Genomic DNA, 23,101 nt, shown 5'->3' with positions numbered 1-23,101 from the left:
GCGATGAAACCGAGTTCTGTGGACACCCTGGCCTGGGTGGCGATCTTTGGCGGCCTGCTGGTGCTGTGCCTGGGCGTGTTCGTGGCGCGGCAGGCGCAGGGCCTGGGCCATGGGTTCCTGGCCGTGGGTGCGCTGGCGACCGTCGTCGGCGCGGTGCTGATCTACGTGCGGTCCCGCATGGCGGACGTGCCGGGGAGCCCGCAATGATCCGGCACATCGTGATGTGGCAACTGCACGATCCTGCCGATGCCCCGAAGTTCAAGGCGCTGCTGGACAGCTGCAAGGCGCTGGTGCCCGGCATGGTCGAGTTCGAGGTCGGCACCCGCACGCCCGGGCTCGAAGCGAACATGGACGTGGTGCTGGTGTCCACCTTCACCGACAAGGCGGCGCTGGATGCCTACCAGAACCACCCGCATCACAAGGCGGTGGGCGCGGAGCTGGCCAAGATGCGCAGCGCCCGCTCGGTGCTCGACTACGTGACCGAGGCCCCGTCGCTGGCCGACGTGGACCTCGGCGACGACCTCTCGTACGCCCCGACGGCGCCGGCTCCGCTGTGAGCCGGGTGCTGCGCGGGCCTTCCACCCGGCGGCGCGGCGCGCCGCCTCAACCTCCCCGATCGAGATGAGCGTGAATTCCCTGTTCGACCTCACCGGCCGCACGGCCCTCGTCACCGGCGGCTCGCGCGGCCTCGGGCTGCAGATTGCCGAGGCGCTGGGCGCGGCCGGCGCCAAGCTGATGATCAGCTCGCGCAAGTCCCAGGACCTGGAGCAGGCGGTGGCGCACCTGCAGGACCAGGGCATCGACGCGCGCTGGATCGCGGCCGACGCCAGCCGGGAGGAGGATGTGCAGCGCCTGGCCGACGAGACGCTGCAGCGCGTGGGGCCGGTGGACATCCTGGTCAACAACGCCGGCGCGACCTGGGGCGCGCCCGCCGAGGACCACCCGGTGGATGCCTGGGACAAGGTGATGAACCTCAACGTGCGCGGCATCTTCCTGCTCACGCAGCTGATCGGCAGGAAGAGCATGATCCCGCGCCGCTACGGGCGCATCATCAACGTCGCCTCGATCGCCGGGCTGGGCGGCAACCCGCCGTTCATGAACACCATCGCCTACAACACCAGCAAGGGGGCGGTGGTCAACTTCACCCGTGCGCTGGCCTGCGAATGGGGCCGCTACGGCATCACCGTGAACGCGCTGGCGCCGGGCATGTTCCCGAGCAAGATGACCCGCGGCACGCTGGAGAAGGTCGGCGTGGACAACGTGGCCGCGCACGCGCCGCTGGGCCGCATCGGCGACGACGAGGACCTCAAGGGCGCGGCGCTGCTGTTCGCCTCGCGCGCCGGCAAGCACATCACCGGACAGATCCTCGCGGTGGACGGCGGCGTCAGCGCCGTGGTGGGGGGATGATGCAGTTTCCCGTCCACATCCCGTTCATCCAGGCGCTGGGGGTCGAACTGGTGCGCATCGACGAAGGCGAGGCCGAACTGCGCGTGGCGCTGCAGGAGATGCACCGCAACTCGTTCGGCGTCGCCCACGGCGGCGTGATCATGACGCTGCTGGACGTGGCGATGGCGCACGCGGCGCGCAGCATCCACCGCGACCGGCCCGATTTCGGCCCCGGCGTGGTGACGGTCGAGATGAAGACCAGCTTCATGCGCCCCGGCGAAGGCGAGCTGCGTGCCGTGGGACGGCTGCTGCACCGCACCGCGACGCTGGCGTTCTGCGACGGCGAGATCTTCAACGCCACGGGGGAGCGCCTGGCGCACGCGACCGGCACCTTCAAGTACCTGCGCGCGCTGCCGTCCGAGGGACGCGGGATCAAGCCCCTGCAGCGGCGGCTGGAAGGCTCAGGCTCCGACTAGCTGCCGCACGCCTGCCGGGCCGCCAGGAACACCTGCAGACAACGAGAGGAGACACCGCATGCCCGTGACCAACCGCCAGATCCTGCTTGTCTCGCGACCGCAAGGCGAGGCGAGCGTGGACAACTTCAAGCTGGTCGAGACCCCGCTGCCGCTGCTGGCCGACGGACAGGTGCTGGTGCGGCACCATTACCTCTCGCTCGACCCGTACATGCGCATGCGCATGAACGACGCGAAGAGCTACGCCGCGCCGCAGCCGCTGAACCAGGTGATGATCGGCGGCACGGTCGGCGTGGTGGTCGAATCGAAGCACGCGGGCTACAAGCCGGGTGACACCGTGCGCGGCATGGGCGGCTGGCAGGAGTATGCGATCGTCGACGCGACCCAGCGCGGCGTGCTGCAGAAGGTCGACGCCCAGCGCATCCCGCTGTCGGCCTACCTCGGCGCGGTCGGCATGCCGGGCGTGACCGCCTGGTACGGGCTGCTGAAGCTGATCCAGCCGCAACCAGGGCAGACCGTGGTGGTCAGCGCCGCCAGCGGCGCGGTGGGCAGCGTGGTCGGGCAGCTCGCGCGCCTGCGCGGCTGCCGCGCGATCGGCATCGCCGGCGGGCCGGACAAGTGCCACTACGTCACCTCCGAGCTCGGCTTCGATGCCTGCATCGACTACAAGCAGCATCCGGACGAGGCCTCGCTCGCCGCAGCACTCAAGGAAGCCGCGCCCGACGGCATCGACGGCTGCTTCGAGAACGTCGGCGGCATGGTGCTCGACGCGGTGATGCTGCAGATGAACGCCTTCGGCCGCATCGCGCTGTGCGGGATGATCTCCGGCTACGACAGCCGCCCGATCCCGATGGCGCGGCCGCAGCTGATCCTCACGCAACGCATGCGGGTGGAAGGCTTCATCATCAGCGAGCACATGGAGGTGTGGCCCGAGGCCCTGCAGGAACTGGGCGAGTTGGTGGCCGCCGGACGCCTGAAGTACCGCGAGAGCGTGGCGCAGGGGCTGGAGAACGCGCCGCAGGCCTTCCTCGGCATGCTCAAGGGCCGCAACTTCGGCAAGCAGCTGGTGAAGCTGGTGTGACCGGGCGCCGGCCCGCCGGCCGGGCCGTGCGCGGACGCAAGACGCACAGGAGCGCAACATGGCAGCGACGTTCTCCCCCGAGGACCAGACCCACGAGGTGACCAACCAGAGCGCCCCGCTGGCGGACTACAACCTCTACGCCTCGAACCGCCCGCTGCGCGACGCGCTGGCCTTCCACCTGCCGGGCTTCGACGACAGCCGGCTGCGTGCGCTGGGCGAGCAGGCCGGCAGCGCCGGGATGCAGCAGCACGCGCGGCTGGCCAACGTGCACGGGCCGCAGCTGCGCAGCCACGACCGCTGGGGCCGGCGCATCGACCAGGTCGAGTTCCACCCGAGCTACCACGCGCTGATGTCCGCCGCCGTGGGCCACGGCCTGCACGGCTTCCCGTGGGCGGGCGGTGCGGGCGCGCACCTGGAGCGCGCCGCGGGCTTCATGCTGTTCACCGAGCTGGAACCCTCGGTGCTGTGCCCGATCTCGATGACCTACGCGGTCACCCCGGCGCTGCGCGGCAACGCGGCGGTGTTCGCCGAATGGTTCCCCAAGCTCACCAGCACCGAGTACGACCCGCGCTTCGTGCCGGCCGCCGCCAAGCGCGGCGTCACGATGGGCATGGGCATGACCGAGAAGCAGGGCGGCTCGGACGTGCGCGCCAACACCACCCAGGCGGTCTACGAGGAGACCACGCCCTGGGGGCGGCGCTACCGGCTGGTCGGCCACAAGTGGTTCTTCTCGGCGCCAATGTGCGACGCCTTCCTCGTGCTGGCGCAGACGCCGGCCGGCCTGAGCTGCTTCTTCCTGCCGCGCCTGCTGCCCGACGGCACGGTCAACGCGGTGCGCATCCAGCGCCTGAAGGACAAGCTGGGCAACAAGGCCAATGCCAGCTCGGAGGTCGAGTTCACCGGCGCCCACGCCTGGCTGGTCGGCGAGGAGGGGCGCGGCGTGCCGCAGATCCTCGAGATGGGCACGCTCACGCGGCTGGACTGCGCGCTTGGCACCACCGGGCTGATGCGCCAGGCGCTCGCGCTGGCGCTGCACCATGCCACCCAGCGCAAGGCCTTCGGCTACCGGCTGATCGAGCATGCGCTGATGCGCAACGTGCTGGCCGACCTGGCGCTGGAAAGCGAGGCGGCCGTGGCGCTCAGCCTGCGCCTGGCGCGTGCCTTCGACCGCCAGGACGACCTCCGCGAAGCGCTGGTCCGGCGCGTGCTGACGCCGGTGTCGAAGTACTGGATCTGCAAGCGCGGCAGCGCCTTCGCGCAGGAGGCGATGGAGTGCCTGGGCGGCAACGGCTACGTCGAGGAAGGCGGCGAGGGCGTGATGGCGCGCATCTACCGCGAAATGCCGCTGAACTCGATCTGGGAAGGCGCCGGCAACATCATGGCGCTGGACCTGTTGCGCGCGCTGCGCAAGCGCGACGACAAGGGACAGGACGTGATCGCCGCGCTGGAAGCCGAGCTGGAGCCGGCGCGCGGCGCGCACCCGGCGTACGACCGGCTGGTCGCCTCGCTGCTGACACGCATCGACGACGGCGTCGAGGAGCCCGAGGCGCGCCGCCTGGCGCAGGACGTCGCGCTGGCGGTGCAGGCGGCGATGCTGCGCCAGCATGCGCCCGACTTCGTGTTCGAGGCCTTCTGCGCCTCCCGCCTGGGGGGCGACTGGGGCCAGGCGTTCGGCACGCTGCCGCTGGCCACCGACTTCGACGGCATCCTCGCGCGCGCGATGCCGCAGTGACCCCTGTCCCCCGCCGGACAGACCTGGCCGGCGGCGGGCGGCAAGATCGGTCCGGACGACATCCTCGCAGGAGATCCCGATGAGCTTCTTCCAGGGCAAGACCGCCGTGCTGACCGGCGCGGCCTCCGGCTTCGGGCTGGAGCTGGCGCGCCTGGCCGCACGGGCCGGCATGAACGTCGTGATGGCCGACCTGCAGGCCGAGGCGCTGGAGCGCGCGGCCGACGAGATCCGCAGCCTCGGCGCCCAGGTGCTGCCGTTCCGGCTGGACGTGGCCAAGGCCGCCGAGGTCGAGGCGCTGGGCGCGGCCACCGTCGAGCGCTTCGGCGTGCCGCACCTGGTGTTCAACAACGCCGGCGTGGCTGCCGGTGGCCTGATCTGGGAGCACTCGCTGGCGGACTGGGAATGGGTGGTCGGCGTCAACCTGATGGGCGTGGCGCACGGCGTGCGCGTGTTCACCCCGCTGATGCTGGAAGCCGCGCGGCAGGACCCGGCCTATCGCGGCCACATCGTCAACACCGCGTCGATGGCCGGCCTGGTCAACGCGCCCAACATGGGCGTCTACAACGTCACCAAGCACGCGGTCGTGAGCCTGTCGGAGACGCTGTACCAGGACCTGCACCTGGTCACCGACCAGGTCGACTGCTCCGTGCTGTGCCCGTACTTCGTGCCCACCGGCATCCACGAGTCGCATCGCTACCGGCCCGAGGCGCTGCGCAGCAATGCACGGCCCACGCCCAGCCAGCTGATCGCCCAGGCGAGCGCCACCAAGGCGGTCACCTCGGGCAAGGTCACGGCCGCCGAGGTGGCGCAGAAGGTGATGGAGGCGGTGGAGCAGCGGCGGTTCTACATCTACAGCCACCCGCACGCGCTCGGCATGGTGCAGAAGCGCCTCGAGGACGTGGTGCTGGCGCGCAACCCGAGCGACCCGTTCGAGTCCCGGCCCGAGATCGGAAAGCAGCTGCGCCAGGCGCTGCGCGAGGCCATGCAGCGCGGCGACTGAGCGGCGCGCTGCCGGCGACTTCGGCAGCGCGCGGGCGATGCGCGCTCAGGCCGTCGCGTAGCGCAGCTCGCGGTAGTCCATCGCCGGGACCATGACCGGCCGCACCGGTTGCAGGGCCGGCTTCTGCGGCAGGCCGGCGAAGCGGCGCAGCCCGTGAGCGTCGAGCACGCGCACGCAGTGCCGGTTCATGCGCACCAGCCCGCGCCGCGCCAGGCTGTGCAGCGCGCAGTTGGTGCGCTGGCGCGACACGCCCGACAACAGGCCGATCTCGCCGTGGGTCAGCCGCACCACCTGCACCGCGCCGGGGTGCAGGTCGGGGTCGATCAGCGCGGCCAGGCACCGTGCGACGCGCACCTCGCAGTCGTGCAGGCGGTCGCCCTCGAGTGCATCCAGTGCGGCTTCGGCGCGCACCGCCATCATCGCCAGCACGTAGTGGTTGAACGCCGGGCGGGTGCGCAGCAGCTCGTGGAACACCTCGTCGGGCAGCAGCAGCAGGCGGCTGTCGCGCAGCGCGATCGCGTCGTAGCGGCGCGCCGTGCCGCGCAGCAGGGCGCATTCGTCGAACCATTCGCCGCGCGCGACGTGGCCCAGTGCCGAGATGCGGCCGTCGTCCGAGCCGACCGACAGCTGCACCAGCCCCTCGGCCACCCCGACCCAGTGCGTCACCGGGTCGCCGCGAAAGCCGATGTGGCCCCCGGCCTTGACGTGGCGTTCGCGCAGCACGCGGCGCAGCAGGGCCTGGTCGGCCTCGCCGAGCAGCCCGGCCCAGGGGGCGACGCGGCACAGGTCGATGGTGGCCAGGCTCATGTGGACCTCCTGGCAGGGCGGCCGGGCAGCGCCGGCGGGTCGAGACGCAGTGACGGACGGCCCGCGAACCGCGGGCGGGGCAGGGAAGGCCGGGCGGCCTGTGCCTTGGTGGCTGGCATCGGTTCGTGTCTCCTCGGGCATCCCGCGCGGCCCTCACAGACCGCGCGAACTGTCGCACTTTCTGCCAGTGCGTGCTATGTTGTCGCCGCCTTGGCGGCGTGCAGCACAAGTTTCCCTGCAGGGCTGCGGTGCGTCACTCGCCAACTCGGCCGAGGTACTTGCATGTTGTGCCAATTTGAACGACCGTTCGGGATGACCCTGAGATGCCGCTGAAGCCTGCCGGCTCGCCGCCGACCATCTCGATGGCCTACGTGCATGCGGTGTGCACCGCGATGGAGGTGCCGCCGGCCACGATGGCGGCGCTGCTCGAGCGCGTGGGCATCGCGCCGGGCCTGCTGCAGCAGCGCACCGCTCGGCTGACCGAGGCGCAGTTCGCCGCGCTGTACCGGCTGGTGGTCGCCTACGCGGATGACGAGATGCCGCGCCTGTTCTCGCGGCCACTGCGCCCGGGGGCGCTGAAGTTCACCTGCCTGAGCCTGCTCGATGCGCGCAACCTGGCGGTGGCGCTGCACCGCTGGTCGCACGTGCTGCACCTGCTGCAGGACGACTTCACGCTGGAGGTGGACCCGGCGCAGCCGATCTGCCGCGTCGCACTGATCGAGTCCCCGGCGGCACGCCCGTGCAAGCCGGTGGCGCTGGACCTGATGCTCAAGCTGATCCATGGCGTGGCTTCCTGGCTGATCGGGCGGCGCATCCCGCTGATCCGGGTCGATTTCTCGTTCGAGCGGCCGGCGTTTGCCGCCGAGTACCAGGCGCTCTACCCGGGGCCGGTGCGCTTCGACCAGCCCTGCACGGCCATGCACCTGGAGGCGGGCTACCTGCAGATGCCGGTGCGGCGCACCAAGCCCGAGCTGAACGAGTTCCTGCGCCGGGCCCCGGAAGACTGGCTGTTCGTCTCGTTCAAGGACGAGCTGCTCAGCCAGCGCCTGCGCGAGCACCTGGCGCGCCAGCTGCCGCGCACCCTGACCGCGGAGGACGCCGCGGCGGCGTTGCACGTGTCCACGCGCACGCTGCACCGGCGCCTGGGCGAGGAGGGCACCAGCTTCCAGCGCGTGAAGGACGAGCTGCGGCGCGACATCGCGGTGCAGAAGCTCACCCGCACGCGCGAGCCGATGTCGGCGATCGCCGCCGAGCTGGGCTTCGACAGCACCGCCTCGTTCCACCGCGCCTTCAAGGGCTGGACCGGCGACACGCCCGGGGTGTACCGGGGCCGCGGCGCTGCACCGGAGTCCGGGCGGCGCTAAAGTTGCGCACCTTCGGAGGACCCCATGCAAGCATCCGTTTCCCCGCCGCTCGCCTACCTGCGCGTGCTGACCATCGCCGGCTCGGACAGTGGCGGCTGCGCCGGCATCCAGGCCGACCTGAAGACCTTCCAGGCGCTGGGCTGCTTCGGAATGAGCGCGATCACCGCGATCACGGTGCAGAACACGGTCGGCGTGCGCGCCATCCACGCGGTGCCGCTGGACATCCTGCAGGGCCAGATCGACGCGGTGCTGGAGGACATCGGCGCCGATGCGATCAAGATCGGCATGCTGCATGCGCCCGAGGTGGCCGAGCTGGTCGCCGCGGCGCTGGACCGCCACGGCGCACGGCAGGTGGTGTTCGATCCGGTGATGGTGGCCGCCGGCGGCGACCGGCTGATCGCCGACGAGACGGTCGAGGTGCTGGTGCAGCGCATGTTCCCGCGCGCGACACTGATCACGCCCAACCTCGACGAGGCGGCGCTGCTGCTGGGCCGACCGCTGCGATCGGCCGAAGACCTGGAGCCGGCCGCACGCGAGCTGGTCGCGCTGGGCGCGCCGGCGGTGCTGCTCAAGGGCGGGCACCTCGCAGGCGAGACGGTCGTCGACGTGCTGGCCACCGCGCAGGGCGAGGTGCGCCGCTACGAGTCGCCGCGCATCGACACCCGCAACCTGCACGGTGCCGGTTGCACGCTGTCCTCGGCCGTCGCCGCCCGGCTGGCGCACGGCGACCGCCTGCACAAGGCGGTGGAGGCCGCGCGGCGCTACGTCTGGCAGGCGCTGTCGGCCGGCGCGCCGGTGCGCACCGGTGGCGGGCGCGGCCCGCTCAACCACGCGTTCGACCCGCAGCCGGTGCGTGCCGCCGCGCGCGGCTGAGCTTCAGCGCTTCGCGCGGTCTTCTTCCCGCCCGGACGGGGTCTGGGCGTCCAGCCCCCGGTGCGGGGACTCGAAGACCTGCCGTTCCTCGCCGGGGGCCTCGATCAGCTCCTCGATGATGAAGCGGCCATAGCGCTGGGCCCGCTCGGCGCGGAAACGTTGCGCGATGCGGGCCACCTCGCGCGCCTGTTCCTCCTCCGGGGCCTTGACGACCAGGAAGCTGTAGCCCTGTTCGGCAAGCGCCCCGTGCGCCCGCACGAGGTTGAGTTCCTGCCCCATCGAGGCGATCGGGCTGGCGTTGGCCGTCTCCTGTTCGACCTGGGCGAGCATCTGTTCGGGGTCGTAGCGCACGACCTCGGCTGCGCCGTAGCCGGCGCGTTGCAGCGCGTCCATCGCGTCACTGGTGTCTTCGGCGGAAGGGAAGGACACGACGACGTGCCCCACCGGGCTGAACGCCCCCAAGGTTTCGGGCGGGCGGTTGGGATCCATGAGCGTCTCCTGTGAGCTGCGGCCGGCGGACCGGCCAAGGGTGCAGGAGACATGCTGCGCGGTGCGTGCCGGGCTGTCGCCCGGACGGGGTGGGAGCGGCGCGTAGGCGCAGGACTACGCGGGGCCCCGAGCAGGCAGGACAGGCCCGGGCAGGCCGCGCATGCCGGGCCTGGGGCGGCATCACTCCTGCGCGACGACCACCGCCTTTTCGACCTCCAGGCCGGCCGCTTCCCATTCGGGCAGGCCGCCACGGAACCAGTAAACCTCCTTGAAGCCTTGTTGCAGGGCCACCCTGCTGGCCTTGTAGGACTTCCAGCATTCGGCACCGTTGCAGGCAAATACCGTCGGCTTGTTTTTGTCAAGCTTGGCCAGGCTGGAGAAATCGTCCTGGCCGGCGTCGAACGCCACGTCCTTCAGGCTTTTTTCGACATAAGGTGCGAATACCGCGCCCCGAATATGTTTGGCGCGATATTCGCGCTCGGTGCGGGTGTCGACCACCACCGCGCCTTTGGCGATCAACTGCTGCACCTCCCGGGCCGTCACGACCTTGGCGCCAGGCAGGTGGGTGGGGGTGAACAGGCCCAGTTCGGCGACCTTCTGGTACTCGGTAAGCGCCGGCCGCTCGGTCAGCGGCTTCAGGCCCACGGCAGTGGCCGAGCTGGCGAACCACGACGACACCTTGTTCCGGGTTTCCGCGGGCAGGTCCTTGCGCATCACGACCGAAAAGCCGCCCGGCACCGGCGTGGACATCGCGAGCACCTTGGCCGCGTTGCCGTACTGCTTGGCGAAGTCGTTCCAGTCGCTGGCGCGCACGACGGTGGCATCCGAGACGCCCAGGTACAGCGCCGTCAGGCCGGCCTGCGGGTAGCGCTCATGGCGTACCAGCCCCAGGTCCTTGAACGACAGCCCGCTGGCGTTGAGCATGCCGCGCGCCATGTAGGTGTAGATCGAATCCTGCTGGGGCAGGTAGAGCTTGCGGCCCTTGACAGCGTCGGCCGAGGCCAGTGCCGGGCGCCCGACCAGCAGGTACTGCTCGGGGGTGTCGGTGGAGCCGACCAGCTCGTAGCCGCGCAGCAGCGCCGAAGCAGCCACCTGCGCCGGCGCGATGAAGATGTCGTAGCTGCCCCCGCGCGAGGCGCGCATCGCTTCGGCCAGGTCTTCGGTGATGGTGACGGTGACGCGGGTGCCGAGTGCCTTGCCCAGCCCCGCTTCCAGCCCCTGGCGCGACAGCAACAGGCCGTCCTTCTTGTTGGTCGGCTCGACCGCGATCAGGGCGGAAAGGTCCGCCCGGGCTGCGCTTCCCAGGGCGGCGAACAGCAGCAGTGCAGCGATCCGGATCTTGAACATGGGATTTGAATCCTCCTTCCAACGACGTCGTTTATCCCGGACAGTGCAGAAACACCGGCGCAACGCCGTCACGGTGAATCTGAAACGGGCCGTATTGTGGTTGGATGGCCGGAAACTGACACTTGCCGGAAAGCGAAAAAATTCACAGCCGGCGCCCTGTAGGGACCGATGGGCGTAGCGGCTGTGCGAACGGCGGATAACCTGTAAACATTATCAGGGTGGCCCCGGGGTGACAAATCGTCTCAACGCCACTAAAAACGGCCGTGCCGCACGTCAAGGGCGGCCCGCGCGCGATGCGCTCGATACACGCATTCGATGCAACCCCGGAAAAGCAACATGAGCCATTCATCCTTTTCTATGCCTCGCCGCCACCTGCTGGCGGGTACGGCCAGCGCCCTGGCGGCCGCCGGCCTCGCCAGCTGGACGAACGGGGCAGCCGCCCAGTCGACGGCCGCGAAACCGCTGCCGGGTTACGCCGGCTGGAAGAACCCGAAGAACGTCATCGTCCACAGCGCCAACACGATCGAGACCCGTCGCAGCGCGTTCGGCACGAGCGTGATCACCCCGGTCGACCAGCTGTACGTGCGCAACAACCTGCCGCCGCCGGACGCCAGCATCGTCGAGAACCCGGACGACTGGGAGATCACGATCGAGGGCGTGAAGAACCCGCGCACGCTGACCGTGCGCGAGCTCAAGACCCTGGGCCTGGAGACCGTCGCGACGGTGCTGCAGTGCTCGGGCAACGGCCGCGGCTTCTTCCCGAGCAAGCCGAGCGGCACGCCCTGGACGGTGGGGGCGGCCGGCTGCGTGGTCTGGAGCGGTGTGCCGGTGCGCAAGGTGATCGAGGCGCTGGGCGGACTGGTCGATGGCGTGCCCTACATGACCGGCACCGGCGGCGAGAAGCTGCCCGACGGCGTCGATCCCAAGAGCGTCGTGGTCGAGCGCTCGGTGCCCGTGGCCGCGGCGCAGGACGCGCTGCTGGCCTGGGAGCTCAACGGCCAGCCGATCCCGCTGGCGCACGGCGGCCCGCTGCGCCTGATCGTGCCGGGCTACCAGGGCGTCAACAACATCAAGTACATCAAGCGCCTGGCCTTCACGCCGAAGGAGTCCGAGGCCCGCATCATGGCCAACAGCTACCGCATGGCGCCGCCGGGGGGCAAGGGCAGCCCCCAGCATGCCTCGGTGTGGGAGATCCCGGTCAAGTCCTGGATCAACTCGCCCAGCGGCGAGGGCGGTCCGGTCAAGGCCGGCAAGGTGCAGATCCACGGCGTGGCCTTCGGCGGTGCGCGTGCGCTGCGCAGCGTGGAGGTCTCGGTCGACGGCGGCAAGACTTGGAAGGAAGCCCGCCTGATCGGGCCCGACCTCGGCAAGTACGCCTGGCGCCAGTTCGTGTTCGAAGCCCAGCTGCCGGCTGGCGAGTACGTGCTGGCCAGCCGTGCGGTCGATGTGGAGGGCAACGTCCAGCCTGAGCACCGCATCGAGAACGACCGCGGCTACAACAACAACAGCTGGGCCGACCACGCCGTGCGCGTCCAGGTCGCGTAAGCCGTGGCTGCCGTGCAGTACCTGCGGCAGCTGCTGCCGGCGCTGGCCGTCATCCTGGCAGCCAGCGCCCACGCCGACGAGAAGTTCGCGCTGGGCAAGCGCCTGTTCCTCGAAGGGGCAACCCCGGCCTGCGCCGTCTGCCACGCCCTCAAGGACGCCGGCAGCGAAGGCGCCATCGGGCCGGAGCTGGACGAGATCCGGCCCGACGCCGCGCGGGTCGCCCGCGCGCTGCGCTCGGGGCTGGGCGTGATGCCGTCCTATGCGGCCACGCTGACCGAGGCGCAGATCGACGCGCTGGCCCACTACGTGTCCAAGGCCAGCGGCGGCGCCCCGTAAGCCAGCCGAAGAAGAAAGACAAGACGAACGCCCACCACAAGGTGGGCGTTTTTTCTTGTTGGTCGCCGTCGCCCGTGGCGACGGGGGCCTGCGTCGGCCGGCTGGCGCCTCAGCCGTCCAGCGTGGTGTCCACCAACGCCCCGGTGCGCGGGGCGAACCGGCAGCGGTAGGTCATCGGGATGGAGGCCATGCCCGGCGCGCGTTCGACTGCGACCTGGCCCCTGAGCAGGTGATGCCGGTCGGGCGTGGCCTCGACCGCACGGGTCGAGACGTCGAACACGATGCGTCCGACGCGCGGGTATTTCTGCTTCAGCGCTTCCGCGGTGGCGGTCTCGCAGGCCTCCGGCGAGATCAGGGCGAGGTCGGGTTCCACCGGCTGCGCGCTGGCTTGCGGGCGCGCGTCGTCGCGGAACAGCACGCCCGAGGTCCCGCCGGTGGCGGTGTCGAACGCACAGCTGTAGGTGAAGCGCACGTCGCCGCTGCCGGGACCGCGGTAGACGCCTTCGCCGCGCACGCCGATCTTGGCCTCCGACGTGGGCGCGACGGCCCGCTTGCTGCCGACGAACTGCACTTCCTGGGCCGCGCGGCCGCGCATCTGCTGTACCGTCTCGCCGACGGCATCCTCGCAGGTGCGCGCGGCGCGCTCGCGCGTGCCGTCATCCTGCGCCTGGGCAGGCAGGCAGCAGGCGCCCAGCAGCAGGGCGAGGGCGGAAAGCGAAGGTTTCATGCCGGTCAAGGACAGCGATGGATGCCGGCATTGTCGGCAAATTCCGCACCCGGCGGCAAGCCGGCCGCGTCCCGCGGCCGAGGGGGCAGCTCACAGGCCCTGGCCCTCGAGCTGGGCGAGCCACGCCTGCACGGGCCGGGATTCGGGCAGCACGTAGACCACGCCGCGGGCAGAACCCAGCACGGGACGCACCACCCGGTCGTAGAAGTCGCCCGGCACCACCACGCAGCCGTACGAGGCGCGGTTGTCCGACGGCGTCGGCGTGGCCAGTTGGCGCTGGCGCCGCGCCCGTTGCGGTCCGGGACGCAGCCGGTGGATCGCGAAACCGGCGTCGTAGTCGACCCACACGACGTGTTCACCGTCCAGGTTGTGGCCGGGCTCGGCGTCGAAGCGGCCGGCAGGCGTCGTGCGCTCGTGCGGCGCGATGGCCGACAGCGGCTTGGCGCCGATGCCCGGCACGGCATGGTCACCGGGCGCCAGCCCCGTCAGCGCCGGTGTCGCGCCGGCCAGTTCACCGTCGGCGGCGTAGACGTACAGCATGCCCGCGCGCTTGTCGACCAGCGCGTAAGGGCGGCCCTGCGCATCGGCACGGCGCTCGATCCAGTGCCGCGCCAGCTCGGCGTCGGCCGAGATCGCGGCCGGGGTGCCGGCCTGCAAGGGCAGCGATGCCGGGGCGAGGAAGGCGGCCATCAGGGCCGGCAGCAGGGCGTGGCGGGCAGGGGACATCGGGCGGCGCTGGCAGGGGTGGAATGCGGTGGCAGACCTTCCCGCTTACGACGCGGCGGCTGCGCACTTGCGGGGGGTTGTAAAACTTGCCTGCGCCACGGGCCGCCCGGCGTGAGCTGGTTCACGGCGTCAGGGCCCTGCGGGTATCCGGATTGCACCGCGCGCTCCATGCGCCTGCGTCCCGACGAAGACGTTTCCCTCAAGGACCTGGAGCGGGGCCAGCGCGCCCTGGTCCGCGACGCCGCCTGGGCCAGCCTCACCGGGTCGCTGTACGGCGGCGTGGTGCTGGTCGGCTTCGCGCTGGCGCTCGGGGCAGGGCCGTTCCACATCGGCCTGCTGGCGGCGATCCCGCTGATCGCGCAGGCGGTGCAGCTGCCGGCCATCATGCTGGTGGAGCAGGTGCGCCAGCGGCGCAAGATCGCGGTGCTGGCGACGACAGCCGCGCGGCTGTGCATCCTGGCCCTGGCGCTGCTGCCCTTCGTCGGCGGCGCGACGGACCCCTTGACGCTGCTGGTGGGGGCGCAGTTCGCGATCGCGGCGCTGGGGTCGGTCGGCGCCTGTGCGCTCAACTCCTGGCTGCACCAGCTGCTGCCGCGCGACAGTCTCGGGGCGTTCTTCGCCGAGCGGCTGTTCTGGGCCACGGCGGTGGCCTGTGCCGGGACGCTCGCGGCCGGCCAGCTGGTCGACCACTGGCCGTTCGCCTCCAGGCTCGACGCCTACGCGGTGCTGTTCACCGCCGCCGGGGTGGCCGGCTTCATCAGTTCGTTCTACCTGACCCGCGTGCCCGAGCCACCGATGCACGTGCCGTCGCACGACACGATGCTGGCACGGCTGCGCCTGCCGCTGGCAGACCGGAACTTCCGCAACTTCCTGTTCTTCATGGCGGCCTGGAACGTGGCCTCGAACTTCGCCGCGCCGTTCCTGACGGTCTACCTGATGCGCCACCTGGGCTACCCGCTCGGCACCGTGACCACGCTGTGGGTGGTCAGCCAGGTCGCGAACGCGCTGACCTTGTACCTGTGGGGACGGCTGTCGGACCGGCTGTCCAACAAGGCGGTGCTGTCGGTGGCGATGCCGGCGTGGTTCGCCTGCTTCGTCGCGATGGTGTTCAGCGCTGAACCGCATGCCCATGCCTTCACGCTGCCGCTGCTGTACCTGCTGCACCTGCTGATGGGCACGGCCGCCGGCGGCATCGGGCTGGCCAACGGCAACATCGGGCTGAAGCTCGCGCCGCAGGGGCAGGGCACGGCGTACCTCGCCGCGATCAGCCTGACCGGGTCGCTGGCCGGCGGGCTGGCGCCGCTCGTGGCGGGCAGCCTGGCCCAGTGGCTGGAGACGGCGCAGCTGTCGGTGATCGTGCAATGGGCGCTGGGGCGGCCGTTGCACGAACTTTCGGTGTTCACGTTCACGCACTACGAGTTCCTGTTCCTCCTCTCGGCAGCGATGGGGCTGTATGCGCTGCACCGGCTGTCGCGCGTCGAGGAGGGGCCCCGGATCAGCGAACGGGTGGTGGTGCAGCAGTTCGCGCTGGAGGCCATGTGCAGCGTCAACCACCTCTCGTCGGTGGGCGGCATGCTGGGCAACCTGATGAGCTTCGGCCGGCTGTTCGACCGGCGCATGCACAACCGCGCCGTGTACCGGCCCGAACCACCGCCGCAGGACGGACCTTGAGGCACCGGGCACGCGGTTTGCCCTATCCGAGGCGCCACGGAGCCCGCCATGAGTACGTTGTTGAGCAAGCTCTCTCCCAGCATCACCGACATGATCCGCATGGACCACAGCCAGGTCCTGGAAACCTTCCACCAGTTCCGCAGCGGCATGTCGATCGCCAAGAAGGAGGCGCTGGTCGGCAGTGCCTGCGTGGCGCTGGAGATCCACACCCAGCTGGAGGAGGAGATCTTCTATCCGGCGCTGCGCGAGCTGGCCAGCGACATCGAGGTGCTCGAGAAGAGCTTTCCCGAGCACGCCGAGATGCACCGGCAGATCACCCGCCTGCGCTCGATGACCGCGATCGACCCGGACTACGACCCGACCTTCCTCGAGCTGGTGCGCGACGCGCTGCACCATGTCGCCGACGAGGAGACCACGCTGCTGCCGGCCGCCGAGCGCCTGATGCCCGAGCGCCTGGGCGAGCTGGGGGCGCAGATGATGCGCCGCCGCGCCCAGCTGCTGACCGCGCATGCCGGCGAGATCATGTCCAGCACCGTGCGCTCCTTCCCCGAGAGCGCTGCGGTGATGGCCAGCGGCGCGGTCGGCGCCGGCGCCTACCTGATGCAGCAGGCCAGCGGCTGGGTGAGCCGCGGCCGGCGCTGAGGCGCCCGCGTCCCCGCCGTGCCCCACGTCCGCCGCCGGCAGTGCGGCCACCGCACTTTCGCCGGGTGGCGGGGCCCGCTATGGCAAACTGCGCCCCTTCTTTTCTAGGAACCACTGGGACGCGAGTGCTGGACAAGATCCTTCTTCAAATCGCGGCGGAACTGAACGTCCGCCCCGCCCAAGTCAATGCCGCCGTCGAACTGCTGGACGGCGGCGCCACGGTGCCCTTCATCGCGCGCTACCGCAAGGAAGCGACCGGCGGCCTGGACGACACCCAGTTGCGCGAGCTGGAGACGCGCCTGACCTACCTGCGCGAGCTCGAGGAGCGTCGCCAGGCCGTCATCAAGAGCATCGAGGAGCAGGGCAAGCTCACGCCCGAGCTGCGCGCGGCCATCGAGGCGGCGCCGACCAAGCAGGAGCTGGAAGACATCTACCTGCCGTACAAGCCCAAGCGCCGCACCAAGGCGATGATCGCCCGCGAGGCCGGCATCGAGCCGCTGGCCGACAAGCTGTTCGCCGACCCGACGCTGGACCCGGTGGCCGAGGCCCAGGCCTTCCTGAACCCGGACGCCGGCTTTGCCGACGCCTTCGCGGTGCTCGACGGCGTGCGCGACATCCTGTCCGAGCGCTGGGCCGAGGACGCCGTGCTGGTCGGCAAGCTGCGCGAGTGGCTGTGGGAGGAGGGCCTGTTCCAGTCGAAGCTGATGGACGGCAAGGACCCGAACAACCCCGACGTCGCCAAGTTCCGCGACTACTTCGACTACAGCGAGCCGATCCGCACCGTGCCCTCGCACCGGGCGCTGGCAGTGTTCCGCGGCCGCACGCAGGAGATCCTCGAAGCCAAGCTGGTGCTGGACGAGGAAGTGGTGCCGGGCCAGCCCACGCTGGCCGAAGGCCGCATCGCGCGTCACCTGGGCTGGAGCCACGCCAAGCGGCCGGCCGACGAGCTGATCCGCAAGACCATCGCCTGGACCTGGAAGGTCAAGCTGAGCCTGAGCCTGGAGCGCGACCTGTTCTCGCGCCTGCGCGAGGAGGCGGAGAAGACCGCGATCAAGGTGTTCGCCGAGAACCTGCGCGACCTGCTGCTGGCCGCGCCGGCCGGCAAGCGCGTGGTGATGGGCCTGGACCCGGGCATCCGCACCGGCGTCAAGGTCGCGGTGGTCAACGAGACCGGCAAGGTGGTCGACACCGCCACGGTCTACCCGCACGAGCCGCGCAACGACTGGGAGGGTGCCATCCACACGCTGGGCCGGCTGTGCGCCACGCACGGCGTCAGCCTGATCGCGATCGGCAACGGCACCGCCAGCCGCGAGACCGACAAGCTGGCGGCCGACCTGATCAAGCGCATCCAGCAGATGGCCCAGGGCACCAGGATCGACAAGGTCGTGGTCAGCGAGGCGGGTGCCTCGGTGTATTCGGCCTCGGAATACGCGAGCAAGGAGCTGCCGGACCTGGACGTGAGCCTGCGCGGCGCGGTCAGCATCGCGCGCCGGGTGCAGGATCCGCTGGCCGAGCTGGTGAAGATCGAGCCCAAGAGCATCGGCGTGGGCCAGTACCAGCACGACGTCAACCAGGCCGAGCTGGCGCGCAGCCTGAACGCCGTGGTCGAGGACTGCGTGAACTCGGTCGGCGTGGACCTGAACACCGCCTCGACGCCGCTGCTGGCGCGCGTCTCGGGGCTGAGCGCCACCGTGGCGGCGAGCATCGTGCGCTGGCGCGACACCCACGGTGCGTTCCGCAACCGCCAGCAGCTGCTCGAGGTGGCCGGCCTGGGCCCGAAGACCTTCGAGCAGGCAGCCGGCTTCCTGCGCATCCGCGACGGCGACAACCCGCTGGACATGTCCGGCGTCCACCCGGAGACCTATCCGGTGGTCGAGAAGATCCTGCAGCACGTCGGCAAGCCCATCACCGAGGTCATGGGCCGTTCGGACGTGATCCGCAGCCTCAAGCCGGAGGCCTTCGCCGACGAGAAGTTCGGCGCGATCACGGTCAGGGACATCCTCGCCGAGCTGGAGAAGCCCGGTCGCGACCCGCGCCCGGACTTCAAGGTGGCGCGCTTCAACGACGGCGTCGAGGACATCAAGGACCTGCAGCCCGGCATGGTGCTGGAAGGCACGGTCAGCAACGTCGCGCAGTTCGGCGCTTTCGTCGACCTGGGCGTGCACCAGGACGGCCTGGTGCACGTCAGCCAGCTGTCGCACAAGTTCGTCAACGACGCGCGCGAGGTGGTCAAGGCCGGCGACATCGTCAAGGTGAAGGTGCTGGAGGTGGACCTGGCCCGCAAGCGCATCTCGCTGACGATGAAGCTGGATGCAGCCGCGCCGCGCGGCGGCGCGGACCGGGGCGACAACAGCTACCGCCCGGCCGGCCGCGGCGAGCGCTACAGCGCCCCGCGCGGCGCGCAGGCCCAGCCCCAGTCGGCGATGGCGGCGGCCTTCGCGAAGCTGCAGCAGCAGACCAAGCGCTGATCCTGCACCCCGGGCGCCCGGCAGGGTGTGAACCACTTCACAGTCCGGCCGGGGCGTCCTACCATCGCGGGTTTTGACCCACTTCAACCAAGGAGACAGTCCATGCTTTCCATCCGTTGGATCGGTCCGGTGGCAGCGATCGCCCTGCTTGGCGCCTGCGCCCATGGCGGGCATCACCATGGCAGCAAGGCGACCGCCGTGGCCGAGCTCCAGCCGACCCGCGGCAACAACGTGGCCGGTACGGTGCGCTTCGAGCAGCACGGCCACCATGTCATGGTGTACGCGCGGGTCACCGGCCTGAAGCCGAACCAGGAACACGGCTTCCACGTGCACGAGAAGGGCGACTGCTCCAGCGGTGATGGCATGAGCGCCGGCGGGCACTTCAACCCGCTGGGCAAGCCGCACGGCCACTACAGCCAGGGCGAGCGTCATGCGGGGGACATGCCGAACCTGAAGGCCGACGCCAACGGCGTGGCCGAGGCGCGCTTCCACCTGGACGGCGTCACCGTCGGCTCGGGTCCGACCGACATCGTCGGTCGCGGCCTGATCGTCCACGCCAACCCGGACGACTACACCTCGCAGCCGGTCGGCAACGCCGGCGGGCGCCTGGCCTGCGCGGTGATCACCCGCAGCTGATGCCCCCGTGCCGCGCCGGATGCGCGGCCCGCCCGATAATCCAGGCTTTCGAACGATCGTGCACTTTCCCGGAAAGGGATGGTGCACGCCTCTGATGGTTCGGGCATGCAAGCACTCCAGATCTTTGCCGGGCCGCGGGCACGCCGGCACATCGCCGAGCGCGGCCTGTCGCCGCGCGATATCCGCGTCGTCGCCGGCGCGGCAGGCGGGCCCAAGGGGCTGATCCTCGGCCCGCTGGACCGTCACGTCTTCGGGCACTGGCTGCCCGGCAGCACCCACACGGTCCACCTGATCGGCGCCTCGATCGGCGCATGGCGCATGGCCACCGCGGCCACCCGCGACCCGCACCGCTTGTTCGAGCGGCTGGCGCACGACTACATCCACCAGGAATACAAGGTCGAGCCGGGCCGCTCCCTGCCCACGGCGGACGAGGTCAGCCGCACCTTCTCGCGCGCCCTCGACGCGTTCTTCGACGGGGAGGTCGAGGGCGTGCTCTCGCACCCGCGCTACCGCGTGCACATCGTCACTTCGCGCGGCCGCCACGTGCTGCGCCGGGAAGGGCGCTGGCGCACGCCGCTGGGCTACCTCGGCGCGGTGGTGTGCAACGCCGCGAGCCGCAAGGCCCTGGGCGCCTGGCTGGAGCGCGTGGTGTTTTCCAGCCATGGCGAGCGCCTGCCGCTGCACCTGGGCGACCTGCGGCACCGCGTGGTGCCGCTGGACGCGCGCAACTTCAAGCCCGCGTTGCTGGCCTCGTGCTCGATCCCCTTCGTCCTGAAGGCCGTGCACGACATCCCCGGCGCGCCGCCGGGCGCCTACTGGGATGGCGGCATCACCGACTACCACCTGCACTGGAACTACGCCTCGCTGCTCGATGCCGCCCAGGCGCAGGCGGACGGCTGCGGCGGGCTGGTGCTGTACCCGCATTTCCAGCGCGCGCTGGTGCCCGGCTGGCTGGACAAGGCCTGGAAGGCGCGGCACCGCCCGACCCCCTGGCTGGACAACGTCATCGTGCTGGCGCCGCGGCCGGAGTGGGTGGCCCGCCTGCCCAACGGCAAGCTGCCCGACCGCACCGACTTCAAGCGCTACGGCACCGACACCGCCGCCCGGGTGCGCGCCTGGTCGCAGGCCGTCGCCGAGAGCGAGCGCCTGGCCGACGAGTGGGCGCAGTGGCTGGCGCGCGGTGCGCCCGTCGACGACGTGCAGCCGCTGTGAGCCCGGGTTGAATACACTGCCGCAACCCGCTGCCGTGAAGCGGGGGAGTGACAGTGCATGGGTTTGACTGCCAGCTTGATCGTCATCGCGCTGCTGATCGGCGCGAGCGCCTTCTTCTCCATCGCCGAGATTTCCATGGCCGCGTCCCGGCGCATGCGCCTGCAGCAGATGGCAGACGAGGGCGAGACGCGCGCCCTGCGCGTGATGGAAGTCCAGGAACAGCCCGGCAACTACTTCACCGTGGTGCAGATCGGCCTGAACGCCGTGGCCATCCTGGGCGGCATCGTGGGGGAGGGCGCGCTGAGCCCGTACTTCGTGCAGGGGCTGCAGCTGGCGGGGATCGCCGAGCCGGCCGCCCAGTCGATCGGTTTCGTGCTCGCCTTCCTGCTGGTGACCTCGCTGTTCATCCTGTTCGCGGACCTGTTCCCCAAGCGGCTGGGCATGATCCAGCCCGAGCAGGTGGCGATCCGCGTGGTGCGGCCGATGCAGTGGTGGGGCCTGCTGCTGCGGCCGGTGGTGTGGGTGTTCAACGGGCTGGCCAACGTGCTGTTCAAGCTGTTCGGGCTGCCCAGCCAGCGCGACGACCGCATCACCCATGACGACATCCTCGCGCTGGTCGAGGCCGGGGCGCAGGCCGGGCTGCTGCTGGAGCAGGAGCAGCAGGTGATCGCCAACGTGTTCGAGCTGGACGTGCGCACCGTCGAGAGCGCGATGACGCCGCGCGACCGCATCGTCTACTTCCTGCTCGGCGACGACGAGGAACAGATCCGCACGCGCATCGCGGCCGAACCGCATTCGACCTACCTGGTGTGCGACGGCCACATCGACGAGGTGGTGGGCTACGTCGATGCGGCTGACCTGTTCCAGCGCGTGCTGCAACACCAGCCGCTGACGCTGCAGCGCACCGAAGGGCTGATCAAGAAGGTGCTGATCGTGCCGGACCGCATCACGCTGTCGGAGATGCTGGCGCAGTTCCGCCAGGCGCACGAGGACTTCGCGGTCATCGTCAACGAGTACAGCCTGGTGGTGGGCGTCATCACGCTCAACGACGTGATGAGCACCGTGATGGGCAGCCTGGTCGGCCCGGACGACGAGGAGCAGATCGTGCGCCGCGACGACGGCTCCTGGCTGATCGACGGGGTCACGCCCATCGTCGACGTGATGCGCGCGATCGGTGTCGAGTCGCTGCCTCACGAAGGCCAGTACGACACCCTGGCCGGCTTCCTGATGGTGATGCTGCGCCGCATCCCGCGGCGCACCGACAGCGTGGTCTGGGGCGGGTTCAAGTTCGAGGTGATGGACGTGGACAGCTTCCGCATCGACCAGGTGATGGTCACGCGCCTGCCCACGGCCGAAGCCACCCCCACCGGCGCCTAGGCCGGGCGGATCACATCGAGGCTTCGAGCATCTCGCGGTAGTCCTCGGCGCTGGCCAGCCGCGGGTTGGTCGCGTGGCAGTGGTCGGCCAGGGCGCCGGCGATCACCTTGTCGAACCAGGCACGCTCCACGCCCATCTCGGCCAGCCCGCGCGGCAGGCCCAGGCGCGCATTCATGTCGCGGATCGCCTCCGGGATGTCGCTGGCCGAGGCCAGCCCCATCGCGTGGGCCATGCGCTCCAGGCGCCGCTCGCGCCGCACCGGTTCGGCCTCGGCGTTGAAGCGCACCACCGCGGGCAGGAACATCGCGTTGAGCGTGCCGTGGTGCAGCTTCGGGTTCACGCCGCCCAGGCTGTGGCTGAGGCTGTGCACGCAGCCCAGGCCCTTCTGGAACGCCATCGCGCCCTGCATCGACGCGCTCATCATCTGCCGGCGCGCCTCGCGGTCGCTGCCGTCGCGGGTGGCACGCTCGATGTGCGCCCAGCCGCGCTTCAGCCCGTCGAGCGCGATGCCGTCGGCCGGCGGGTTGAAGGCCGCGGACATGAAGGTCTCCATGCAGTGCGCGATCGCGTCCATGCCGGTGGCCGCGGTCAGCAGCGGCGGCAGGCCCAGCGTCAGGTCCGGGTCGCAGATCGCCGCGCGCGGCACCAGGTGCCAGGAATGGAAGCCGAGCTTGCGGCCGTCGTCGACGATGATGATCGCGCCGCGTGCCACCTCGCTGCCGGTGCCCGAAGTGGTAGGCACGGCGATCAGCGGCAGCACGGCAGCGGTGATCTTCGGGCTGCCGCCTTCGATGGTCGCGTAGGTCTTGAGCGGGCCGGGGTGGGTGGCAGCGATCGCGACCCCCTTGGCCAGGTCGATGCTGGAGCCGCCGCCCACCGCGATCAGCCCGTCGCAGCGCTCGCGCTGCAGCACCTCGACGGCCGCGCGGACCGCGGCCTCGGTGGGGTTGGAGGGCGTCTGGTCGAACACCGCGCAGGGCAGCGTCCCGAGCGCATCGAGCGCGCGCTGCAGCACGCCCGCGGCGCGCACGCCGGCATCGGTGACCACCAGCGCGCGGGTGATGCCGATGCGCTCGCATTCCTGCGGCAGCAGCGACACCGCGCCGAAGTCGAACTGGATCTGGGTGACGTAGTTGATGAATGGCATGGCAGGCAGACGCGGTGAAGGGAAGGGGTGAACTGCTCATGCGGCCGGCACGGGAAGGCCAG

Annotated in this window: 22 protein-coding genes and 1 pseudogene; 17 read left to right on the top strand and 6 right to left on the bottom strand. The window is 70.7% G+C overall.

Annotated elements, in window-relative coordinates:
* Positions 1–3: 3 nt before the first annotated feature.
* The 7 genes and pseudogenes from IS481_RS09220 to IS481_RS09190 all read left to right on the top strand — a co-directional run bounded on the left by IS481_RS09220 (position 4) and on the right by IS481_RS09190 (position 5,672).
* Positions 4–207: a hypothetical protein gene (locus tag IS481_RS09220; protein WP_132763371.1), complete on the top strand. Its 204-nt coding sequence runs from the start codon at positions 4–6 to the stop codon at positions 205–207.
* A pseudogene (locus tag IS481_RS09215) lies at positions 204–485 on the top strand (Dabb family protein); the annotation flags it as partial. The gene IS481_RS09220 and the pseudogene IS481_RS09215, both read left to right, overlap by 4 nt.
* Before the next feature lie 136 nt (positions 486–621).
* Positions 622–1,407 carry an SDR family oxidoreductase gene (locus IS481_RS09210; RefSeq protein ID WP_104356709.1) on the top strand — a complete coding sequence of 262 codons (786 nt, stop codon included), beginning with the start codon at positions 622–624 and terminating at the stop codon, positions 1,405–1,407.
* Complete coding sequence (locus tag IS481_RS09205) at positions 1,404–1,862, top strand: PaaI family thioesterase (protein ID WP_104356710.1); 459 nt, start codon at positions 1,404–1,406, stop codon at positions 1,860–1,862. The genes IS481_RS09210 and IS481_RS09205 overlap by 4 nt, the downstream gene beginning before the upstream one ends.
* 58 nt (positions 1,863–1,920) lie before the next feature.
* A complete protein-coding gene (locus tag IS481_RS09200; protein WP_194963285.1) occupies positions 1,921–2,940 on the top strand; it encodes an NADP-dependent oxidoreductase in 1,020 nt (339 codons plus the stop codon).
* A gap of 58 nt (positions 2,941–2,998) precedes the next feature.
* Complete coding sequence (locus IS481_RS09195; RefSeq protein ID WP_104356711.1) at positions 2,999–4,672, top strand: isovaleryl-CoA dehydrogenase; 1,674 nt, start codon at positions 2,999–3,001, stop codon at positions 4,670–4,672.
* Positions 4,673–4,751: 79 nt separating this feature from the next.
* Positions 4,752–5,672: an SDR family oxidoreductase gene (locus IS481_RS09190; RefSeq protein WP_104356712.1), complete on the top strand. Its 921-nt coding sequence runs from the start codon at positions 4,752–4,754 to the stop codon at positions 5,670–5,672.
* 45 nt (positions 5,673–5,717) lie between these two features.
* Here the strand turns inward: IS481_RS09190 and IS481_RS09185 are convergent, their stop codons facing one another.
* Entirely contained in the window at positions 5,718–6,479 is a 762-nt protein-coding gene (locus IS481_RS09185) for a Crp/Fnr family transcriptional regulator (RefSeq protein WP_165908613.1), read from the bottom strand.
* A gap of 323 nt (positions 6,480–6,802) precedes the next feature.
* On the opposite strand from IS481_RS09185, the gene IS481_RS09180 reads away from it, so the two are divergent.
* Together IS481_RS09180 and thiD are read left to right on the top strand one after the other, a co-directional pair.
* Entirely contained in the window at positions 6,803–7,843 is a 1,041-nt protein-coding gene (locus IS481_RS09180) for an AraC family transcriptional regulator (RefSeq protein WP_232529206.1), read from the top strand.
* A gap of 24 nt (positions 7,844–7,867) precedes the next feature.
* Positions 7,868–8,716, top strand: a complete 849-nt coding sequence (gene thiD, locus IS481_RS09175) for a bifunctional hydroxymethylpyrimidine kinase/phosphomethylpyrimidine kinase (RefSeq protein ID WP_104356714.1) — start codon at positions 7,868–7,870, stop codon at positions 8,714–8,716.
* Between the two features lie 3 nt (positions 8,717–8,719).
* Here thiD and IS481_RS09170 read toward each other — a convergent pair whose 3' ends face one another.
* Both IS481_RS09170 and IS481_RS09165 read right to left on the bottom strand, forming a co-directional pair.
* Positions 8,720–9,205 (bottom strand): hypothetical protein, encoded by a 486-nt coding sequence (locus IS481_RS09170; RefSeq protein WP_104356715.1) that lies wholly within the window; start codon positions 9,203–9,205, stop codon positions 8,720–8,722.
* A 180-nt stretch (positions 9,206–9,385) separates the two neighbouring features.
* Positions 9,386–10,552 carry a rhodanese-like domain-containing protein gene (locus IS481_RS09165; protein ID WP_104356716.1) on the bottom strand — a complete coding sequence of 389 codons (1,167 nt, stop codon included), beginning with the start codon at positions 10,550–10,552 and terminating at the stop codon, positions 9,386–9,388.
* A gap of 357 nt (positions 10,553–10,909) precedes the next feature.
* On the opposite strand from IS481_RS09165, the gene sorT reads away from it, so the two are divergent.
* A complete protein-coding gene (gene sorT / locus IS481_RS09160; RefSeq protein ID WP_419186895.1) occupies positions 10,910–12,097 on the top strand; it encodes a SorT family sulfite dehydrogenase catalytic subunit in 1,188 nt (395 codons plus the stop codon).
* A gap of 3 nt (positions 12,098–12,100) precedes the next feature.
* The gene (gene sorU / locus IS481_RS09155) at positions 12,101–12,433 is read left to right on the top strand and encodes a SorU family sulfite dehydrogenase c-type cytochrome subunit (protein ID WP_104356718.1); all 333 of its coding nucleotides are present in this window, start codon (positions 12,101–12,103) and stop codon (positions 12,431–12,433) included.
* Positions 12,434–12,542: 109 nt separating this feature from the next.
* Here the strand turns inward: sorU and IS481_RS09150 are convergent, their stop codons facing one another.
* Complete coding sequence (locus IS481_RS09150; protein ID WP_104356719.1) at positions 12,543–13,160, bottom strand: hypothetical protein; 618 nt, start codon at positions 13,158–13,160, stop codon at positions 12,543–12,545.
* A 90-nt stretch (positions 13,161–13,250) separates the two neighbouring features.
* Complete coding sequence (locus tag IS481_RS09145) at positions 13,251–13,886, bottom strand: L,D-transpeptidase family protein (RefSeq protein WP_104356720.1); 636 nt, start codon at positions 13,884–13,886, stop codon at positions 13,251–13,253.
* A gap of 168 nt (positions 13,887–14,054) precedes the next feature.
* Here IS481_RS09145 and IS481_RS09140 point away from each other — a divergent pair, with 168 nt between their 5' ends.
* The 6 genes from IS481_RS09140 (at position 14,055) to paeA (ending at position 21,892) form a co-directional block, all read left to right on the top strand.
* Entirely contained in the window at positions 14,055–15,557 is a 1,503-nt protein-coding gene (locus tag IS481_RS09140; protein ID WP_104356721.1) for an MFS transporter, read from the top strand.
* A gap of 48 nt (positions 15,558–15,605) precedes the next feature.
* Complete coding sequence (locus IS481_RS09135) at positions 15,606–16,199, top strand: hemerythrin domain-containing protein (RefSeq protein ID WP_104356722.1); 594 nt, start codon at positions 15,606–15,608, stop codon at positions 16,197–16,199.
* Between the two features lie 128 nt (positions 16,200–16,327).
* Positions 16,328–18,667: a Tex family protein gene (locus IS481_RS09130; RefSeq protein WP_272867898.1), complete on the top strand. Its 2,340-nt coding sequence runs from the start codon at positions 16,328–16,330 to the stop codon at positions 18,665–18,667.
* A 102-nt stretch (positions 18,668–18,769) separates the two neighbouring features.
* Positions 18,770–19,303 (top strand): superoxide dismutase family protein, encoded by a 534-nt coding sequence (locus tag IS481_RS09125; protein ID WP_104356724.1) that lies wholly within the window; start codon positions 18,770–18,772, stop codon positions 19,301–19,303.
* Between the two features lie 105 nt (positions 19,304–19,408).
* On the top strand, positions 19,409–20,515 hold the full coding sequence (locus tag IS481_RS09120) for a patatin-like phospholipase family protein (protein WP_104356725.1): 1,107 nt from the start codon (positions 19,409–19,411) through the stop codon (positions 20,513–20,515).
* A 57-nt stretch (positions 20,516–20,572) separates the two neighbouring features.
* Positions 20,573–21,892 (top strand): polyamine export protein PaeA, encoded by a 1,320-nt coding sequence (gene paeA, locus IS481_RS09115; RefSeq protein WP_194963284.1) that lies wholly within the window; start codon positions 20,573–20,575, stop codon positions 21,890–21,892.
* A gap of 10 nt (positions 21,893–21,902) precedes the next feature.
* On the opposite strand, the gene IS481_RS09110 is transcribed toward paeA, so the two are convergent.
* On the bottom strand, positions 21,903–23,039 hold the full coding sequence (locus IS481_RS09110) for an iron-containing alcohol dehydrogenase (RefSeq protein ID WP_104356727.1): 1,137 nt from the start codon (positions 23,037–23,039) through the stop codon (positions 21,903–21,905).
* Between the last annotated feature and the right edge of the window lie 62 nt (positions 23,040–23,101).

The organism is Caldimonas thermodepolymerans (genome assembly GCF_015476235.1).
GTDB lineage: Bacteria > Pseudomonadota > Gammaproteobacteria > Burkholderiales > Burkholderiaceae_C > Caldimonas > Caldimonas thermodepolymerans.
The sequence above is the reverse complement of the archived record's forward strand: the minus strand, read 5'-3'. Positions and strand labels throughout refer to the sequence as shown.